Genomic DNA, 17,505 nt, shown 5'->3' on the forward strand with positions numbered 1-17,505 from the left:
GGATACCGGCCGTTAATCCGGTTTCGGGCGAACTAGTGGCGACGCACCCGTGCCAGCCAGGAATTGGCGTAGCTGTTTTTCGGCTTATATCGCTGGGTGGATTGGTGCCGCACTCAGTTGCTGGTTGTACAGTAAGCGGTCAACGAACCCGCCCGTTGCGGTGTTAGGTCAGATAGGTTAGCGATTAAACGGTCGGCTTACGAGCGGGCGTGCCAAGCTTCCACGGCAGCAATGCTTCGTAGTCGTCGGCGACTTTTGCGTACGGCAACGCCTTGAACAGATCGACCAGATACCGATATATATCAATGTCGTTGGCCTTGCAGGTTTCGATCAGCGAGTACAGGTTGAGACTTGCCTTGGCGCCCGCCACCGTGTCACTAAAGAGCCAATTTTTTCTTCCGACGACAAACGGTCTGATTGAATTTTCGCATGCGTTGTTACAAATCGGCCAAGCTTCATTTTCGACGTAACGCATCAACTTTGGCCACTGATTGCCAAGATAGCCCAGTGCCTGCCCAAGCTTTCCGCTGGGCAGCGTCGTCTCCAGGTGCTGATCCAGCAAGTCTTTGATCTGCCCGAGCACCACGCGGCTATAGCGCCGGCGTAGGCGTGCGCATCGGTGTGGCGCTTTACGTGCGCGGGCTTCTGCCGCATACAGCTTGCCGATCAGATGAAGAAACTGCGTGGACGGCTGGTGCATTGCGCGCGCCTCTTTCGGCAGCACCTCCTGGGCTTCCACGAAATAGCGTCGCGCATGACTCCAGCAGCCCAAGTGCACCAGAGCGTTCTTCTTCGCGATGAGATCGTACACAGGGCCGCCGTCGCTCATCAACGCCGCCCCCTCGCGCATTCCCACCCACAGCTTGTCGCCATGTTCGACATGATGTCCGGGCGCATAGCTAAACAGTCGCACCGGAGGTGGTCCGACACCGTTCATTTGCACCCAGACCGCGCTTTTGGACTGCGCCGCACGCCCGGACTCCTTAAGCACCTGGACGTTGGTCTCGTCGGCATGGCCCACGGCGCTCTCCAGCAGCACATCGCGCATCAGGTTGATCACCGGTTGAACTGCTTGACCAACACGGATCACGCACGCGGCCAGTGTGTTGCGCGAGATATCGCCGCCAAAGCGCCGCAGCAGCGCCGCGATCCGGTACAACGGCAAAGCGTCCATGAACTTCGACAGGATGATCCACGCCAGCGCCGCTTCCGTGAACAGTCCCTTCGCAATGATGCGCAGCGGCGCCGGGGCGACCTTCAGGCTGCGGTCGCAGACCTTGCACGCATACTTGACCCGTTCGTGACGGATCACGCGAATCTGCTGCGGCACGATGTCCAGCTGCTCGCTGACTTCGACGCCGATCTCGACCAGCTCCGAGCCGTCGTGCGGGCAAACCAGTTGGTCCGCAGGCAATTCGTATCGAACCACCTCGCGCGGCAGCGCCGCATCGAGCGGACGGCGACCGCCTTTCTTGCGTTTGTGCGCGGCTACCTCGATCTCCGGCCGGTCTTCCTGCGCGGGCTGCGTCGCCGGCGTCGGGGCAAGCTGCTCCGCTTCATTGAGGAACAGGTCCCCCTGGCGGGCGTCGCGCTTCTCACTACTCGCACCGAACAGCTTGCGCATCATGAGCTTCAGCTGTTCCTTCACGAGGTCGCGCTCAGCCTTTGTCACACGTAGCTCGCCGCGCAGTGCATCGCGTTCGGCAAATGCCGCATCACGCGCGGCGATGAGTGCATTCAATTCGTCAACAGTGATCGTGAGGTGTTCGCGGGTCATGCAACCACTCTAACGAATCACCGGCCGCAATGGGTTTACCTCAATTTGTAACAGTCACCGTCGCGTCTTCGCGACCATTCACGCCCTCGCATAGCGACGCTCGGGGTGCTTGCGCATCGCCGCAAGATCGATACCCTCGAGCAGCCATTGAAATTGCTCGACGCTCAGCTCGACCACCTCGCCGTTGCGGGGCCACGCAAAACGGTCAGCCTCAAGCCGTTTCATCATTAGCCAAAATCCATTGCGCTCATAAAGCAGCAGCTTTATACGGTCGGCACGCTTGTTGCGAAATCCGTACACCGCTCGGGCGAAGGGATCACGCTTCATCGACTGCTCAACGAGCACTGACAAGCCGTTGATGCTCTTGCGAAAATCAACCGCGTCGCGATGTAGATAAACTTTTAGACTTTGGTCGAAGTGGAACACGACGTCCTCCCCAACGAATCCATCATTGCCATCAGCAGATCGACATCGCCGCTCGTGCACAACAGCTCGACATTCACGCCATTGGGCAGATGTGCCCACAACCGTGCGCGCGGCGCCAATGGACTGGCAGGCGTTGCCGCCACCTTCACCTCAACGAACGCCAAGTCCACTCCCGGTGGTTCGCTCGACTTCTCCGCGGTGATCCGGGGCTTCCCAGAACCAGCCGAGCGTGCTCGCATGTCTCGCCTAACTTTGTACAAATGTTGCTTGCTCAGCCCATGCTCACGCGCATATGCCGAAAGCGTCTTACCCTCACGCTGCGCGGCTTCAATGTGCGCCATCGCATGCTCGCCAATCTTCTTTCCACCATCATTCATATAGCCACCCTCAGCCTGCTGAAAATGCTACATGCTCCTCTATTCAATGCCTGGCGCAAGGGGCGTGCTTGACCGATCGCTTACGTTGTACAGCGCAAGCCAGCGTTCGATCACAAGTGGTCTCGAATAGACAAAGATCGCGCGAGTGTAGGTGGATTGCAGGTATTTGATACCATCCAAGTAGAAGCTGGAACTTTGGCCGGCACAGATTCGGTAGCTCAGCAAAAATGGAATTGGAACCATGACAGTTCAACAGCGCAACAATGTGCACGCGAGCGGCGATGGGTCTCCAACCATCATTTTTGCGCACGGGTTCGGGTGCGACCAGACGATGTGGCGGTATCTGCACCCAGATTTCGCCAGCCGATACAAAACGGTGTTGTTCGACCTGGTTGGAAGCGGTCAGTCGGATCTCTCCGCCTACGACTACGGTAAATATGGATCGCTGCGCGGTTACACTGCAGACTTGCTCGAAGTAATCGAAGAGTATTCGAGCGGCCCCGTGATCTATATCGGACATTCGGTCAGTGCAATGATCGGAATGCTTGCGGCGATCGAGGCTCCCGAGCGGTTCGTCGCGAACGTGATGGTGGGACCTTCTCCATCGTTCATCAATGATGGGGAGTATGTCGGTGGTTTCTCTCGCAGCGACATAGACGGCTTGCTCGAAACTCTGGAAAGCAATTATCTCGGCTGGTCGAGCACGATGGCGCCTGTCATTATGGGTTCGCCGGATCAGCCAGAGCTTGGCGTGGAACTGACCAACAGCTTCTGCCGTACGGACCCCGAAATCGCCAAGCATTTCGCACGGGTGACGTTCCTCGCCGATCATCGCGCAGACCTGTCACGCGTGACCACGCCCACGCTGATCCTGCAATCGAGCGATGACTTGCTGGCGCCGCTTGCCGTCGGCGACTTCATGAAGAGACACATCCCGGGCAGTACGCTTAGCATCGTGGATAACGTCGGACACTGTCCGCATCTCAGCGCGCCATGCGCAAGTATCGACGCGACCAAGGCGTTTCTTAATGCGCTGGGTCTTTCCGATCATGGATAGCGAGCAGAGACCGCTCTCTTCGATTCAGGATGCGTTTGAAACGGCACCGTGTGGCCTGCTGACGGCAACCGTTGACGGTACGATCGTGCGTGTCAACGCCACGTTCTGCGCCTGGGTGGGCTACACGGCCGCGGAACTTCTGGAAATACGGCGGTTCCAGGACTTATTGACGATCGGTGGAAAGGTATTTCACCAAACGAACTGGGCGCCCTTGCTCCAGATGCAGCGGTCGGTTGCGGAAGTCAAAGTCGACATGGTTCACCGCGACGGACACGCAGTACCGATGTTGATCAATGCCGCCCGTCGTCGCCATGGCGAGGTCGACTACAACGAATTTGCGGTCGTGGTGGTCGTCGACCGGCATCAGTATGAGCGTGAATTGCTTCGTGCGCGTGAACGAGCGGAGATCGCGCTGAAGGAAAAGCACGTTGCCGAAGAGGCGCTTCGGGAAGCCAATCGCCGCAAGGATGCGTTCATGGCAACGCTTGCCCACGAACTCAGAAACCCGCTGGCGCCCATGCGAAGCGTGGTCGATCTATTACGGCTCGAACCCGGGGCAGACGCCCGGATGAAGTGGGCGCGCGACGTACTCGACCGTCAAATGATTCAGATGACGCATCTCGTTGATGGTCTTCTGGAAGTGTCCCGGATTTCAGAAGGGAAAATTACGCTGCATCGCGAGAACGTCGATCTCGCGACGGCATTGAACTTTGCGGCAGAGTCCTGCCAGCCCATCATTTCTGCCGCTTCCCATACTTTAACGATTGAACTGCCCGACGAGCCCATTGCTATCGACGCAGACCCGACACGCTTGTCGCAGATCGTGCAAAACTTGCTGAATAACGCCGCGAAATACACTCCGAATGGCGGCTCGATCTGGCTCACTGCCAGACGCGACGGCGAGCAGGCCATGATTTCGGTTCGCGATAACGGCATTGGCATTGCCGTAGAACACATGCCCTCACTCTTCGAGATCTTTTCCCAGTTGGGGCCGGGTCTCGAGCGCTCTCAAGGTGGATTGGGAATTGGTCTCTCGCTTGTTCGCACACTGACAGAGTTGAACGGCGGGGCGGTGTCGGTGCACAGCGCCGGAGCCGGATTAGGCAGCGAATTCATTCTGCGATTTCCGCTTTCGATTAAGTCCGGCGTACAAGCGGCTTTTCACAATCCCGATCAAGCCGCCCGGGAATTGACGCGACATCGGATATTGATCATCGATGACAATGCCGATGCAGCCGAGAGCCTCGCGGTCCTGCTGCAGACAGAAGGGTATGACGTCCGTACCGCATCCGATGGAATGACTGGAATATGGTTAGCAAACAAGTTTTCCCCGGAAGCGATCATCCTGGATATTGGGCTCCCTGACATGACGGGATACGAAGTAGCCGAAACGATTCGGCGTAGTCAGAAGCTGGGAAGATCGACCTTGTTGATCGCATTGACGGGCTGGGGGCAGCAGCAGGACAAGAACGACGCCGCGCAAGCCGGCTTCGATTTTCATTTTACGAAACCCGTCGACTTGAAGCGGCTTTTGATCGTCCTTACCGACGGCAAGGTACTTGGTTAGTACGGGGTTCTCGAGCCCTTGAAGAATTCTTTCGATGGGCGTGGCGTTTGGTATTGCCGACGCTAAATTGAACCGCGTGCCGACGTTTCCGTGAACCGGTCGTCGAACGCGTGGTTGCCATCTGTCTCTGGACGATCTTGCCGACGAGCCGGCTCACAAGGATTCGGAATCTGGCTCAATTTTGCTTCGGCGGCAACAGTCCAAAGACTTCATCCGCCCTACGATTTGCTTCCGTTAAGCAGGCGGTGAATCATTTGGTCGATCAGGTTCAGTTTCAAGTTCACCGATATCTGGAACATCTGAGGTGGCGTTCCGCGGGGGCGCATCCGAAAGCGTGACAGGCGGTTCGGGGATAGTCGGATCGGCCGTAGCTTTTCGTATTTTTGCGATTGTTGTTCGTAAGTAACCTAGCTTCCAGCGCGGCGCTGCGGCTAGATCAAGCCCTCTGCGGCTCCGGGCTTCGTAGCAGACAGACCCGCTGCTGTTTGCCATTCTCCCAGTACCCGCTCCAGCAAATCAAAGGTAATTGGTTTGTGAAGATACCCGTCGAAAGCGGCAAAATCGTCGTTCCCCAAATCAGCCCGGCCAGTCATGGCAATCATATATGCGTCTTGAGACGCTCCCTCGCTACGCAGACTTTCACACGCGACTCTGCCGTCCCCATCGGGCAACTCGACATCAGCCAATATGAAGTCGAATGGACTCGAGTAAGCGAGCGCTCGCGCTGTTTCACAATCGTGCGCGAGGGTAACAGCATGCCCAAGCTTTTCAACGAGCGCTTCAAGACTTGCGGCGAGATCGTGGTCATCATCCAATATAAGAATTTGCATGCGGTGTCCTTTGGGCGTTTGTATAGGCATCACATTTGCACGCAAAAAGGATGCCCATCTCACCTCACATTACCGCTTGCTCCTTTGCAGAATCAATGCTCTATAGTTCAACACGACCGCGGTAACTTTTCATACCGTAGGCTTTTTTCGCCTAGTTTGAGCAGAATCCGCGCCGATGGGCGTCTCGGCCCGGCCATGATCCGCCGTTGCGCGCCCAGCCCGGCGGGACATCACACTAGCTGTTGTCTGTCAGACAACGGAAATAAGCGACCCGACGAGCGACTGACAGTTCTGTAAAAAGAGATTGGTAGCCGTTGAAAAATTGATTGCGACCTGTCACGCGACCGAGCGGCCAGTCCGGCCAAACTCGACCGGAATCTTCACGTAGCTGAGATCGACGTTTTCTTCCGCGAGCGCGTTCATCAAGCTCTGGCATGCCTGCTCATCGACGTAAACGGTGATGGCAAGCTGCTGATCGGCGAGTTCGAAAAAGCCGGCCGAATGGAACTTGTCCGCGTGATCGAATCCCTCCGCCCCTGTCATCAACGTTCCGCCCGATGCGCCGTGCTTTTCGGCGAATTTCAGCAGCCAGTCGCAGATTGACTGATGTCCATGCTTACGGTTCTGTTCAGTGAAAAACGTCAATTGATACCCTTACATTGCGGACTCCTTTTCAAGTGTGACGGGTTAGGGAAAACGTGGCCATGCCCAGCGCGGTCGTGACTAACGAATCACCGACGTGCAGCGCAAGCATGCCGACCGACCACCCGAGTCGGCCATCCCGAAGCAGGGTCAGCAGCTCGGCAGAAAAAGTCGAGAATGTCGAGAGCCCGCCAGCCAGACCGGTGACGAGGAAAAGGCGCCACGCAACAGACAGACCTCCCGTCGAACCGAAGAACGCGATCGCAAACCCGACGATATATGCGGCAATCAGATTGCACGCGAGTGTTTCCCATCGGAATGTTTGGCACGAGCGCATTCATCGTGAAGCTTAAGCCATATCGAGCGAGTGCGCCTAGCATCGCGCCGATGCTGATGGCGATAAGCGAGTACGCCCCGGTCATAGCTTAAGTTCCGCTTGAAGTTGGATGAGCATGGGCAGTGAGTTGATGCGCGGCGGGGAGTTCGCAGAGGAACATCACTGCGTGGACCTTGCGCAGCTCGTCGGCGTGTTCGCTCACGAAGTCACGCAAGCTCTTCGGTGTCGACCAGTTCGAGGCACTGTGGATGCCGCATTCCGCTAATTTCTGGATGCTGGTGAGAAAGCTGCTCTCCGGGCAGATACCCTGAACTGATTTGATGCAGCATCGCTTGCATGATATTGGATTTCTTCGCGACGGCTATCAGGTGATGAGCAAGTGCAGGTGCGCTGAGGCGATGCCAGAACCGCGTTGCTCGCGCACGGGTCTCAAGCGGGAAGTAAAGTCGCAGCGCTGCAATGCGCCGGTTGTTGCTTTGCTGAATCATTGGCCGCTTTCCTCTGTCGTCACTGCCGGATCGATAGACCCACGTGGCTGCTTGTCATTCGCGATCGGTGTCACCGCTGTTGCGTTATGCGGTCGTGAGTCGCCGCGTTCGGCACTATGTATTCCGTCTCGCACCGGCGGCCGGTGCTTGCGATGTTTGCCATGCCCGACGCGCTGCGCGTGATAGATGCCCGCATGGCCGGAAAACAGATAAGCGGTCACGCAACCGATTGCGGCAAGTGGGCCAATGCCCGTGCCGAACAACTCCATAGCCATGATCGTGGTGGTGATCGGGGTGTTCGCAGCACCAGAGAACACCGCAACGAAGCCGATGGCAGCCATCAGTGCGAACGGCATATGCAGCAGCGGCGCCAGTGCATTACCGAGGGTCGCGCCGATGTAGAACAGTGGCGTGACCTCGCCGCCCTTAAAGCCTGTACCAAGCGACGCAACGGTAAATCCGAACTTGGCGAGAAAGTCCCACGGCTGCATCGGCTGCTGAAACGAGCGAACGATGTCGGGAATGCCAAGGCCAATGTAGTGATAGGCATCGAGCGCCCACACGGCAGTCGCTATGACGATCCCGCCCACGAACGGGCGCAACGGCGCATATGTGATGTGGCGCTTCACCAGCGCGCCGAGCTTGTGCGCGCTGGTTGCGAATGCCATGCCGACCAGACCGAACGCAATGCCGGCGATAACGACGGCAACGACGCTCCATGCGGTGATCGGCGCGATCGCACCGACCGCATAGTGGACGTGATGGACGCCCCATGCCAGACAGACCTGATCGGCGACGATGCCCGCTACGATGCAAGGAAAGAGTGCGTCATAACGCATACGCCCGATTGCAAGCACTTCGAGGCCGAACACTGCGCCGGCTAGCGGTGTGCCGAAAACCGAGGCGAATCCCGCGCTCATGCCGATCATCAGCAGGATTCGACGGTCCTCGCGTTCGAGACGAAACGCGTGGGTCAGTTGGTCCGCGAGTGCTGCGCCCATCTGCACCGCTGTACCCTCTCGGCCGACCGACGCACCGAATAGATGCGAGACGATCGTGCCGCCAAGCACGAGCGGCACCATGCGCAGTGGCACGACCTTCTTCGGATCGTGGATTTCGTCGATGATCAGGTTGTTGCCCGCAACGACCGGCTTACCCAGCAGGTGGTACAGCCAGCCCACGGCAAAGCCCGCCATAGGCAGCAGCCAGATCGCCCAGCGGTGCGCTTCCCGCCACGCGGTTGCACGATCAAGAGAGATAAGAAAGAAGGCCGAGGCGGTGCCCGCGAGAGCCGCCGCGACGCAGGCGATCAGGAACCATTTGCCGAGATAAGGTAGCAGTTCGATTTGTTCAAAACGAAGGAGTTTGTGCATTGGTCATGTGCGCGATGTTGCTTGGCCTGACCAACGAAAAGGCTGTGGGCGAGAGCGCCTACAGCCCCGACGATAGTCAGGTAACTGTAGGCGTCATTAACTGCGCTGAGCGCAGTGGTTAAAGGAGGAACGCCATCTCCAAAAGCAACTTGGACTATGTAGCATCCGATGGCAGCGAACAACCACGTACATCCTTCTAATCAGGCCTAGAGGATGTTGGATTACGCTGCGTTTTCGCGGTACGGTCTTTTCTGAAAGGCAGCTGAAATCCGTTAGCGGCCATTGCATTTGGTGGCCGGCGAAGGACTGCTTGGAGTCGACTAGCCGCCAAGGGTGCTACGCTCCGCAACCGTTTTGGGAGTCGTAGGGCTGTGTCTGGCCAGGAGCATTCGGCTATTGGACGGAGTAGACTTGCCAACTTCCATTCTCCGCTCGAGACATTCGCTATGTTCATGAAAGCCCTGCGTGTCGGTCTCGGCCAGCTAATCGTGCTCGGCGACGCCGTCAGTCGCCCGCGGCCGCAGCGCCGTTCGGTGCAGGGTCAGGCCGCGGTGGCAAAAAGAAGCGGCGCATCTGTCGCTGTATCAGTTCCATGCGTGCCCTTTCTGCGTCAAGACGCGACGTGCCCTATATCGTCTGAATGTGCCGATGACGCTGCACGACGCGAAAAACGATTCCATGCAACGGGAGCGTCTGCTGGCCGGCGGCGGCAAGGTCAAGGTGCCCTGCCTGCATATTCAGGAAGAAGACCAGTCGCGCTGGTTGTACGACTCCAACGCAATCATCGCCTACCTGGAGCAACGCTTCTCCGGGATCGTTTGATGTGGGGCGTGGAGGGTACGTAATCCGAGTCTTATTCCCAGGACAACCATCCACGCGACAACCAGTTGATCCCCGGAAATATGGAGAGAAAAGTCATTCACCAATCATTCGCGACGGACCTAAATGATGCAAGCCCGGTATTTTCAACTAGTCGATCAGCTTGCCGATTTTGGTGAGGACCTGTGCCGTTCGCGCATCGCTCCCGACACCTGGCACGACTATTTTCAATCGGGCTTCGACCAGTCTCACGTGACGGATTTGATACGAATTCTGGACGACGATACGCTGCACGACTCGGAATTTACTGGCACTGCGATGGCACCGATCCATGCGTGGCGCATTCTCGCCGAGCTGAAAGCTGTTGATGCGATTCCAACCTTGATCTCCCTGATACATCGGATAGATGACAATGATTGGATTGGTGAAGAATTCCCAGATGTTTTCAGCAAGATCGGCCCATCGTCGATCGAAGCAGTCGAGTTGTATGCGCGGGATTCCCGAAACGGGGAGTTCGCCAGAATCTGTACGTTTCGCCTGATTGCCAAGATGGGATGTGACCACCCAGAACAAAGGACTCGATGCGTCGAGATCCTGACCGATTTGCTACGCGCCCACGGGACGAACGATCTTGATATCAATGGTTTCCTCGTTTCGGCATTATCCGATCTGGGGGCACTCGAATCATTTGAGGTGGTCCGCGAAGCCTACGAACAGAATCATGTGGCATTGAATATCTTGGGGGACCTACGTGATGCCGAATACTATTTCAGGATCGGCGCCAAAGACTACGAAGGCATAGATACCCTCAGAGAGGCAAGACTCAATCGCCTCCACATGTTGTCAAAATCTCACCCATTCGAGCCGACCCAGATCATTGAGAAATCCCGTCCCATCGTCGCAGCTCCCAAAGTCGGAAGAAACGATCTCTGCCCATGTGGAAGCGACAAAAAGTACAAGAAGTGTCACGGGTCTGCTGGGACGTTGCACTAAGGACACTCAACATGACCCTACTGAAAAGAAGCCTGGCAGCAACAGACTTAAAGCTCAAAGAACTCAAGGACGCCAAATGGGCATCAGATAAAGCGCGTCGTCAGCAGTACAGGCAGACGAAGGCTGATCAGGAAGGGAAAGTGATGCTGGTAGGTGAATGCGTCATGCGCCGTCTTGATCGTGGCGAATGGGACGAAGCTGGTTTCCGGCAGATGAAGGATGAGCTTTCATCCCGGCCGGTTGATCGTGCTCTTTTCGATCTCGACTGAGCGCGCCATGCTCTATCTGCACTGTACGAAGAAGCTTCTTGACCGGCTGAAACCCGAAGTGATGGCGGGTGGCACCAGCACCACGGGGCTCGGGAACTGGTATGCCACGGCTTTGCTCTGGAAGCCGCAGATTGCGCTGTTCGTCAATGAGCGAACGTTGTTACCTGTCCTGATCCCCTTGGCTCCAGCGGCTGGCATGGCAACCAGATTCCCTCGCTTCCTGGCTCACGTACTCGCGGCCCACGGCATCCAGCCGTCGTTCATCGAGCAGGAGCTATTGCACATGCAGGACGTGAGATATACCAAAACGACAAACCGTAGCGTCGTCGGCATCATGACGCAGTTTTGCCAATTTGCGGAAGGCTATCGCGGCAGCGATGAAATGAACGATCTTGTCGCGTTGTCAATCAGGTTGGCACGTATCCCTTGCGGCCCGCTGTATAGGGGGCCAGTGTTTCCGGACAAGGCACTGCGCGAATTGATCGGCAGCGGTTCATTGCAATAGCCGCCCCGGCGAACTCAGCGCTTCGAATGTCTCTGCGCGGCCAGTTTGAGACATTCGCCAGCTCTTGTAGAACGGTCGACAATCGAGCGCAGCAAGCTGCTTAAAACTTTAGATGTTGAGGTGCAAGCCGCAAAAAACAATCTATGGCTGTGGGTTGGGGGTGCGACTCAACGGAGCGAGATCGGAACAAAGCTCATCCGGCTTCCTTCATACGATGTCCGCTTCGTTAGGTAAGCATGTTGGCACCGCCATATTGCGAACGCGTGAACACAGTCTACGGAAGCAGATCGCGCACGATGACCCGCTGTCCATCAGCAGGGGGCGAAAGGGCTATCAGCGTCCTGGCGATTCTTGGTCGTCCAAGATTGAACGCAATTTTCAATGCTCTTGGCGAAGAGTCTGCCGCACCCAGTACCTCCCGGATGGTCCCAGCCCCAATGGCAAATGCGCAGTATCCCCAACCGAGGCCGTATGCCGCAGCTGAAACAAGATCGTCTTCAATTTGAGCGTCGGTAATGGCGAGCTGCTGCGATGTCATGTTCATCCTTCTTCAGAAGGTTTCAGGAGCGTTCGAGAAAACGCTAGAAACGAGCGTTACGCCAGTTTAGCTCAGGGTACAAGGCTGATGTCGATGAGACATGTGTGTGGAATCCTTCCGCCGCGCGGAGGCAATTCCTACGATATAAGCACTGGCTTTTTCTTCGGCTGAATCGCCGGTACAGCGCGTTTTTCGCACGCAGCTAGTTTTCGGTACGCAGCTGGAAGCGCGCCGATTTTTGGGGAATGAAACTTGCCGGACAAGGGGACTGATTGTCTGGGGGATAGAACGTGAAGAAGACTTCCGAAAAGGCCATAGGAGAGACCGCGGAGAGCAGCTTTAATCGCTTCGCGGAGCCGCTGATCCATGTGGCGCTGACTCAAGCAAGTTCGCTAGAAGCGGAACCCGATGCAGAAAAGCTACATAAATTGAGAGTGTCGCTTCGGCAGCTTCGCACACTGCTCTGGGCGTACCGGCCGCTACTTAATAGCACGTTCGACAGCCAACAGCGCGCCATATATAAGTTTCTCGCGAACGCGGCCGGAAGTACGCGCGATTGGGACATCTTGATCGGCCTCGTAGAAGAGCATGTCAACGAGGAGATGCTAAGTATCCTTTTACAAAGGCGTGCGGAAGCAGCCAAACAGAGCAGCGAGACGCTGTCTCACGCAAACATTAAGAACGTGCTGCGCGATGCCCTAAGCGAATCAAACCGAGAGCTCAACACAGCTGCGCAGCGAACAGTGCTCAAAAAGTTTGCGCGAAAGCGGCTGTCTTCGGCGCGACTCGCGCTGCGAAAGCGCATAAAAAAGGCGTCGCGAGCGCGGCACTCGGATTATTCACCCTTCCACGAAGTTCGGAAGGCGGGCAAGAAAGTGCGTTATCTGGTCGAATTCTTTGACCCGTTGCTTGCCGAGAAGCAACGCGGCGAACTCAAAGGTCTAAAGCGTCTGCAGAAGCGCTTCGGTGCGTTGAACGATGTAGTCGCGAGCCGGGATCTGTTAAATAACCATCTAGCGTCCTTAACTCATGAAGTGCATGCGAAGCCGGCGATGCGTGCTTTAAGAAGAGAACAAAAGAAGCGATTGAAGGCTGCAGCAAAGCTTCTGTAGACGCTCCTGTGATCGGGCGAAGGCCTACTTCATAGGCGTCTACGCCCTCGGCGGCCGCATTCAGGGTGCGCGAAGTTTGGCGCCGAATCGTCGTACGCCTGCTTCGGCGCGGCCCATCGTCTTGAATAGACCCTTGAACGACCGCTTCAAAGCAGCGGGTCTGTCCTTTGTCGGTCGAGTGCCGAAGTTCGCGTCGCAGTCGCCTCGGTGCACGGCGCTCGAACCATGAAGTTCGGCAACCGGCCAATTTGAGACGTTCAACAACTCGGGTTAGAACGTTGACAATTGATCGATGATGGCCGCAAGGTGCATCTTTGCAGCGGGCAGCTTTCAAAGTGTCTACGGAACGGAGCCGTTCTGGTTCGAAGACGTAGATTTTAAGTTGGCGGGCTTTGTTGGTGGCCTTGCTAGTAGCGAGGCCACCAACAAACTTCACAGCGATTCGCCGTAGCCTCCTCCCCCGGGTGTCTGGATGACAAAGACATCGTCGAGGTTCATCTGTACCTGATGCCGTGCGCCGAAGTTCTCGCGCTTTTTACCGTCCGCGCGTTCCACCCAATTTACGCCGAGCGCGCCCGGCTCCCCGCCTGCGAGTCCGAACGGCGCGACACATCTCCGATTGGAAAGAATTACCGCGATCATGGGCGCCAGGAAACGTACGCGCCGTTCGGTGCCGTCGCCACCGGCATGTAGTCCCGCTCCGCCGCTGCCACGGCGGATGCGGAAGTCGTCCAGACGCACGGGGAAGCGCCACTCGAGCACCTCCGGGTCGGTTAGCCGCGAGTTCGTCATATGCGTCTGAACCGCGCTGCAACCATCGAAAGCGCGACCGGCTCCTGCACCGCCACAAATAGTTTCGTAATACTGGAACTGCTCGTTGCCGAAGGTGAAGTTGTTCATTGTGCCTTGCGCCCCCGCCATGATGCCGAGTGCGCCATATAAGGCGTCGGTAACTACCTGCGACGTCTCGACATTGCCGGCGACAACCGCTGCCGGATAGTGCGGATTAAGCATCGACCCCGCTGGAATGCGGATCTCCAGCGGCTTCAGGCAGCCGGCATTAAGCGGGATATCGTCGTCTACCAGCGTGCGGAACACGTACAGTACCGCAGCCTTGCAGATCGCCGATGGCGCGTTGTAGTTGTTCGGTTGCTGCGCGCTCGTGCCTTCGAAGTCGATGACGGCCGACCGCGTGTCGTGGTTGATCGACACCGACACCACTATCTTCGCGCCGTCATCGAGCGCGTATTCGAAGCGGCCGTCCTTTAGCACTGAAAGCGTCCGCCGCACGACTTCTTCGGCGTTGTCCTGTACGTGCTGCGTATAGGCGCGCACGACATCCAGACCGAACTGCTCACACATGCGCACCAGTTCCTGCGATCCCTTCGTGCAAGCAGCGACTTGCGCGCGGAGATCGGCTAAGTTTTGCTCGACGTTACGAACCGGATATGCGCCGGACGTAAGCAGGTCACGCATTTCGTGATCGAGAAAACGTCCTTGCGCTACCAGTTGGATATTGTCAAGTAACACGCCTTCCTGATCCACATGTGTGGAGTTCGGCGGCATGGAACCGGGCGTGATGCCGCCGATATCCGCATGATGTCCGCGCGCCGCGACATAGAAGGTCGGCGTGGGGCTGGCATCGATGAACACGGGCATGATGACGGTCACGTCCGGCAAGTGCGTGCCGCCCGCGTACGGCGCGTTGAGGACATAGACATCACCGGCTTGCATTGCGCCCGCGCGCCGGTCGATGATCGTCTGCACGCTTTCGCCCATCGATCCGAGGTGTACCGGCATATGCGGTGCATTGGCGATCAGGTTGCCGCCGGTGTCGAAGAGCGCGCACGAGAAGTCAAGACGTTCCTTGATGTTTACCGAGTACGATGTGTTTGCAAGCGTCACCCCCATCTGTTCCGCAATCGACATGAACAGGTTGTTGAACACTTCCAGCAGCACCGGGTCCACTTGCGTACCGGCAGCATGACGATTTACGAGCGCGGTCGTCCGTTCGACGACGAGATGGTTGTGCTTGCTTACTACCACTTGCCAGCCGGGCTCGATAACAGTCGTGCCAGTGCGCTCGTTGACGATCGCAGGGCCGTCGATACGAGCGCCGGGGGCTAGTGCATCGCGGTCGAAGACGGGGGTATTGCGCCATTCGCCGCCCGAGAAAATGCGCGTGGTCGCAAGCGCTTCCGGATTCGCCGATGCCTGTTCGGCCAGCGGCCAATCTTCATCTTGGGCCTCTTGCGTGCGGCCGATCGCTTCAACCGCGACGGCCTCGATGACCAACACCTTGTTCGGCATGAGGAAGCCATAACGTGCGCGATACAAACGCTCGAACGTTCCTACGATATTCGCCGGTTCCATCGAAAAGTCGATTTCTAGCGCAGTATCCGTCCCGTCGTATTTGATATGCAGTGTGCGCCGCAACGTGATGTTACTAAGTTGAACTCGTTGCTCGGCGACTTCGTTTCGCGCTGCCGTTTCCAATGGTTCAAACGTGCGATCGCAAGCGGCGAGCTCTTCTTGAGAGAGCGGCATCTCGAGCGCTTGCTGCCGCAATGCGCGGACATCGGCGAGACCCATGCCGTAGGCTGACAGCACGCCAGCCAGCGGATGGATGAACACACGCGTCATGCCAAGCGCGTCGGCGACTAGGCAGGCGTGCTGACCGCCAGCGCCGCCAAAACACGCGAGTGTATAGTGCGTCACGTCGTAGCCGCGTTGCACGGAGATCTGCTTGATCGCGTTGGCCATGTTTTCCACTGCGATCTTCAGAAATCCTTCTGCGATTTCCTCAGGCGTTCGGGCAACGCCGGTAGCGTCATTTACTGCTGCCGCCACCTCGGCGAACTTGTTTTGCACTACGTCGGCGTCGAGCGGTAGATTGCCTTCCAGGCCGAAGACGTGCGGGAACCAGCGCGCGCTGATCTTGCCGGTCATCACGTTGCAGTCTGTCACCGTCAAAGGGCCACCGCGCCGGTACGAAGCTGGTCCGGGATTAGCGCCCGCGCTTTGCGGCCCGACACGAAAACGTGCGCCGTCGAAGCTGCAGATCGAGCCGCCACCTGCTGCAACCGTGTGGATTTTCATCATCGGTGCACGAATGCGAACACCGGCCACCTCCGTAGCGAATTCGCGCTCATACTCGCCGGCGTAGTGCGTGACGTCAGTCGACGTTCCGCCCATGTCGAAGCCGATGATCCTGTCGAAGCCTGCAAGTTTCGACACTTGCGCGGCCCCTACGATGCCGCCAGCCGGTCCCGACAGGATCGCGTCCTTGCCCTGGAAACGGTGCGCGTCGGTGAGGCCTCCGTTGCTTTGCATGAACTGCAGCGGCACTGCGCCCAGATCGGCTTCAACCTGTCCGACATAGCGGCGTAAAATGGGCGAAAGGTAAGCATCCACAACGGTAGTGTCGCCTCGCGATACCAGTTTCATCAGCGGGCTGACTTCGTGACTGACGGAGATTTGCGTGAACCCGATTGACTCAGCGAGGTTCTTGAGTTTCTTTTCGTGCGCAGTATAGCGGTAGCCGTGCATAAGTACGATTGCGCAAGAGCGGATGCCGTTATCGAAAGCGCCCTGTAGCGCTTGTCGAGCCTGCTCGACGTCAAGCTCATGCACGACTTCACCGCGCGCGCCGATCCGTTCGTCGATCTCGACAACCTGCTCGTACAGCAGCGTAGGAAGTTCGATCTGCTGCACGAACAGCTTCGGTCTGCTTTGGTAGGCGATGCGCAGGGCGTCAGAGAAACCTTTCGTAATTGCGAGCACGGCTGGGGCCCCCTTGCGTTCGAGCAGCGCGTTCGTCGCAACGGTGGTGCCCATTCGCACACTATGGATCAGCTCGGCCGGCACGGGTCCATGGCTTGCAATTCCCAGCAACTCGCGAATGCCATGCACGGCGGAATCACGGTACCGCTCGGGATTCTCCGATAACACTTTGTGCGTGACAATGCGGCCGTCGGGGCGACGCGCGACGATGTCGGTGAAGGTGCCGCCGCGGTCGACCCAGAATTGCCAGCGCCGGTCGTGGGAGGTGTTGGTTTGTGACATGAGAAGGGTCCCGTTTTTAGGAGGATTGCTGGTTAGCTTAGGAACGTCTTGAATTAAGATGCTTTGCAGTCGGGGTCGGGGGGGTAGGGTGAGAAGCTGGGATCAATGTTGGATCGCGCCTTTCGATATCCTCGCGGGTTTTATTTCAGCTATCTTTAGTGCGTTAAATGAGAGTTTTTACTGGTTCGTTTTTTCGTCGCTTTGGACAAAGACGTGACGTGCCGCGACGCATAATGGTGAAGAGTGATACAAAATAACGACCACGTAACGCACGAAGACCTTCAAAGCAACATCCCAGCTTGGACTAACGCTACTCACTCCAGAAATTGG

At 57.3% G+C, this 17,505-nt stretch carries 14 protein-coding genes, 3 pseudogenes and 1 riboswitch; of the genes and pseudogenes, 7 read left to right on the forward strand and 10 right to left on the reverse strand.

Going from position 1 to position 17,505, the window contains the following annotated elements:
* Positions 1 to 184: 184 nt before the first annotated feature.
* From tnpC to AX768_RS33430, 3 genes are all read right to left on the reverse strand, one after another.
* A complete protein-coding gene (gene tnpC, locus AX768_RS31190; protein ID WP_062004009.1) occupies positions 185 to 1,777 on the reverse strand; it encodes an IS66 family transposase in 1,593 nt (530 codons plus the stop codon).
* A 78-nt stretch (positions 1,778 to 1,855) separates the two neighbouring features.
* Entirely contained in the window at positions 1,856 to 2,203 is a 348-nt protein-coding gene (gene tnpB / locus AX768_RS31195) for an IS66 family insertion sequence element accessory protein TnpB (protein WP_062004012.1), read from the reverse strand.
* Positions 2,179 to 2,580, reverse strand: a complete 402-nt coding sequence (locus tag AX768_RS33430) for a hypothetical protein (protein ID WP_062003817.1) — start codon at positions 2,578 to 2,580, stop codon at positions 2,179 to 2,181. The genes tnpB and AX768_RS33430 overlap by 25 nt, the downstream gene beginning before the upstream one ends.
* Before the next feature lie 241 nt (positions 2,581 to 2,821).
* Here AX768_RS33430 and AX768_RS31210 point away from each other — a divergent pair, with 241 nt between their 5' ends.
* Complete coding sequence (locus tag AX768_RS31210; RefSeq protein WP_062004168.1) at positions 2,822 to 3,637, forward strand: alpha/beta fold hydrolase; 816 nt, start codon at positions 2,822 to 2,824, stop codon at positions 3,635 to 3,637.
* Positions 3,609 to 5,204, forward strand: a complete 1,596-nt coding sequence (locus tag AX768_RS31215) for a hybrid sensor histidine kinase/response regulator (protein WP_062004170.1) — start codon at positions 3,609 to 3,611, stop codon at positions 5,202 to 5,204. Before AX768_RS31210 ends, AX768_RS31215 begins: the two co-directional genes overlap by 29 nt.
* Positions 5,205 to 5,635: 431 nt before the next feature.
* Here AX768_RS31215 and AX768_RS31220 read toward each other — a convergent pair whose 3' ends face one another.
* From AX768_RS31220 to AX768_RS31240, 5 genes and pseudogenes are all read right to left on the reverse strand, one after another.
* Positions 5,636 to 6,034: a response regulator gene (locus tag AX768_RS31220; RefSeq protein WP_172812054.1), complete on the reverse strand. Its 399-nt coding sequence runs from the start codon at positions 6,032 to 6,034 to the stop codon at positions 5,636 to 5,638.
* A 336-nt stretch (positions 6,035 to 6,370) separates the two neighbouring features.
* A complete protein-coding gene (locus tag AX768_RS31225; protein ID WP_231941680.1) occupies positions 6,371 to 6,679 on the reverse strand; it encodes a DUF190 domain-containing protein in 309 nt (102 codons plus the stop codon).
* 28 nt (positions 6,680 to 6,707) lie between these two features.
* Positions 6,708 to 7,098: pseudogene (gene crcB / locus AX768_RS31230) on the reverse strand (fluoride efflux transporter CrcB).
* A gap of 3 nt (positions 7,099 to 7,101) precedes the next feature.
* Positions 7,102 to 7,501 (reverse strand): annotated as a pseudogene (locus tag AX768_RS31235) (hypothetical protein).
* On the reverse strand, positions 7,498 to 8,874 hold the full coding sequence (locus AX768_RS31240) for a voltage-gated chloride channel family protein (protein ID WP_062004174.1): 1,377 nt from the start codon (positions 8,872 to 8,874) through the stop codon (positions 7,498 to 7,500). The pseudogene AX768_RS31235 and the gene AX768_RS31240 overlap by 4 nt, the downstream one beginning before the upstream one ends.
* A gap of 80 nt (positions 8,875 to 8,954) precedes the next feature.
* A riboswitch (Fluoride riboswitch) is annotated at positions 8,955 to 9,023 on the reverse strand.
* Between the two features lie 297 nt (positions 9,024 to 9,320).
* Here AX768_RS31240 and AX768_RS31245 point away from each other — a divergent pair.
* From AX768_RS31245 to AX768_RS31260, 4 genes and pseudogenes are all read left to right on the forward strand, one after another.
* Positions 9,321 to 9,696: pseudogene (locus tag AX768_RS31245) on the forward strand (glutathione S-transferase N-terminal domain-containing protein).
* Between the two features lie 123 nt (positions 9,697 to 9,819).
* Positions 9,820 to 10,686, forward strand: a complete 867-nt coding sequence (locus AX768_RS31250; RefSeq protein ID WP_062004176.1) for an SEC-C metal-binding domain-containing protein — start codon at positions 9,820 to 9,822, stop codon at positions 10,684 to 10,686.
* A gap of 11 nt (positions 10,687 to 10,697) precedes the next feature.
* A complete protein-coding gene (locus AX768_RS31255; protein ID WP_062004178.1) occupies positions 10,698 to 10,955 on the forward strand; it encodes a hypothetical protein in 258 nt (85 codons plus the stop codon).
* 7 nt (positions 10,956 to 10,962) lie between these two features.
* Positions 10,963 to 11,460, forward strand: coding sequence for a DUF6933 domain-containing protein (locus tag AX768_RS31260; protein ID WP_062004181.1), 498 nt, complete (start codon positions 10,963 to 10,965; stop codon positions 11,458 to 11,460).
* Between the two features lie 274 nt (positions 11,461 to 11,734).
* Here the strand turns inward: AX768_RS31260 and AX768_RS31265 are convergent, their stop codons facing one another.
* Complete coding sequence (locus AX768_RS31265; RefSeq protein WP_155524407.1) at positions 11,735 to 11,998, reverse strand: hypothetical protein; 264 nt, start codon at positions 11,996 to 11,998, stop codon at positions 11,735 to 11,737.
* A gap of 290 nt (positions 11,999 to 12,288) precedes the next feature.
* On the opposite strand from AX768_RS31265, the gene AX768_RS31270 reads away from it, so the two are divergent.
* Positions 12,289 to 13,110, forward strand: coding sequence for a CHAD domain-containing protein (locus AX768_RS31270; RefSeq protein ID WP_062004185.1), 822 nt, complete (start codon positions 12,289 to 12,291; stop codon positions 13,108 to 13,110).
* Between the two features lie 432 nt (positions 13,111 to 13,542).
* On the opposite strand, the gene AX768_RS31275 is transcribed toward AX768_RS31270, so the two are convergent.
* Complete coding sequence (locus AX768_RS31275) at positions 13,543 to 17,175, reverse strand: hydantoinase B/oxoprolinase family protein (protein ID WP_062004187.1); 3,633 nt, start codon at positions 17,173 to 17,175, stop codon at positions 13,543 to 13,545.
* Positions 17,176 to 17,505 lie beyond the last annotated feature (330 nt).

It is taken from the genome of Burkholderia sp. PAMC 28687 (assembly GCF_001577465.1).
In the GTDB taxonomy this organism is placed as follows: Bacteria; Pseudomonadota; Gammaproteobacteria; order Burkholderiales; family Burkholderiaceae; genus Caballeronia.

Excerpts from the sequence above, each read along its gene's own strand:
- AX768_RS31210 (WP_062004168.1), top strand. The coding sequence starts at position 2,822 with ATGACAGTTCAACAGCGCAACAATGTGCACGCGAGCGGCGATGGGTCT.
- AX768_RS31250 (WP_062004176.1), top strand. The coding sequence starts at position 9,820 with ATGATGCAAGCCCGGTATTTTCAACTAGTCGATCAGCTTGCCGATTTT.
- AX768_RS31260 (WP_062004181.1), top strand. The coding sequence starts at position 10,963 with ATGCTCTATCTGCACTGTACGAAGAAGCTTCTTGACCGGCTGAAACCC.
- tnpC (WP_062004009.1), bottom strand. The coding sequence starts at position 1,777 with ATGACCCGCGAACACCTCACGATCACTGTTGACGAATTGAATGCACTC.
- AX768_RS31265 (WP_155524407.1), bottom strand. The coding sequence starts at position 11,998 with ATGACATCGCAGCAGCTCGCCATTACCGACGCTCAAATTGAAGACGAT.
- AX768_RS31275 (WP_062004187.1), bottom strand. The coding sequence starts at position 17,175 with ATGTCACAAACCAACACCTCCCACGACCGGCGCTGGCAATTCTGGGTC.
- AX768_RS31220 (WP_172812054.1), bottom strand. The coding sequence starts at position 6,034 with ATGCAAATTCTTATATTGGATGATGACCACGATCTCGCCGCAAGTCTT.
- AX768_RS31240 (WP_062004174.1), bottom strand. The coding sequence starts at position 8,874 with ATGCACAAACTCCTTCGTTTTGAACAAATCGAACTGCTACCTTATCTC.
- AX768_RS33430 (WP_062003817.1), bottom strand. The coding sequence starts at position 2,580 with ATGAATGATGGTGGAAAGAAGATTGGCGAGCATGCGATGGCGCACATT.
- AX768_RS31255 (WP_062004178.1), top strand. The coding sequence starts at position 10,698 with ATGACCCTACTGAAAAGAAGCCTGGCAGCAACAGACTTAAAGCTCAAA.
- AX768_RS31215 (WP_062004170.1), top strand. The coding sequence starts at position 3,609 with ATGCGCTGGGTCTTTCCGATCATGGATAGCGAGCAGAGACCGCTCTCT.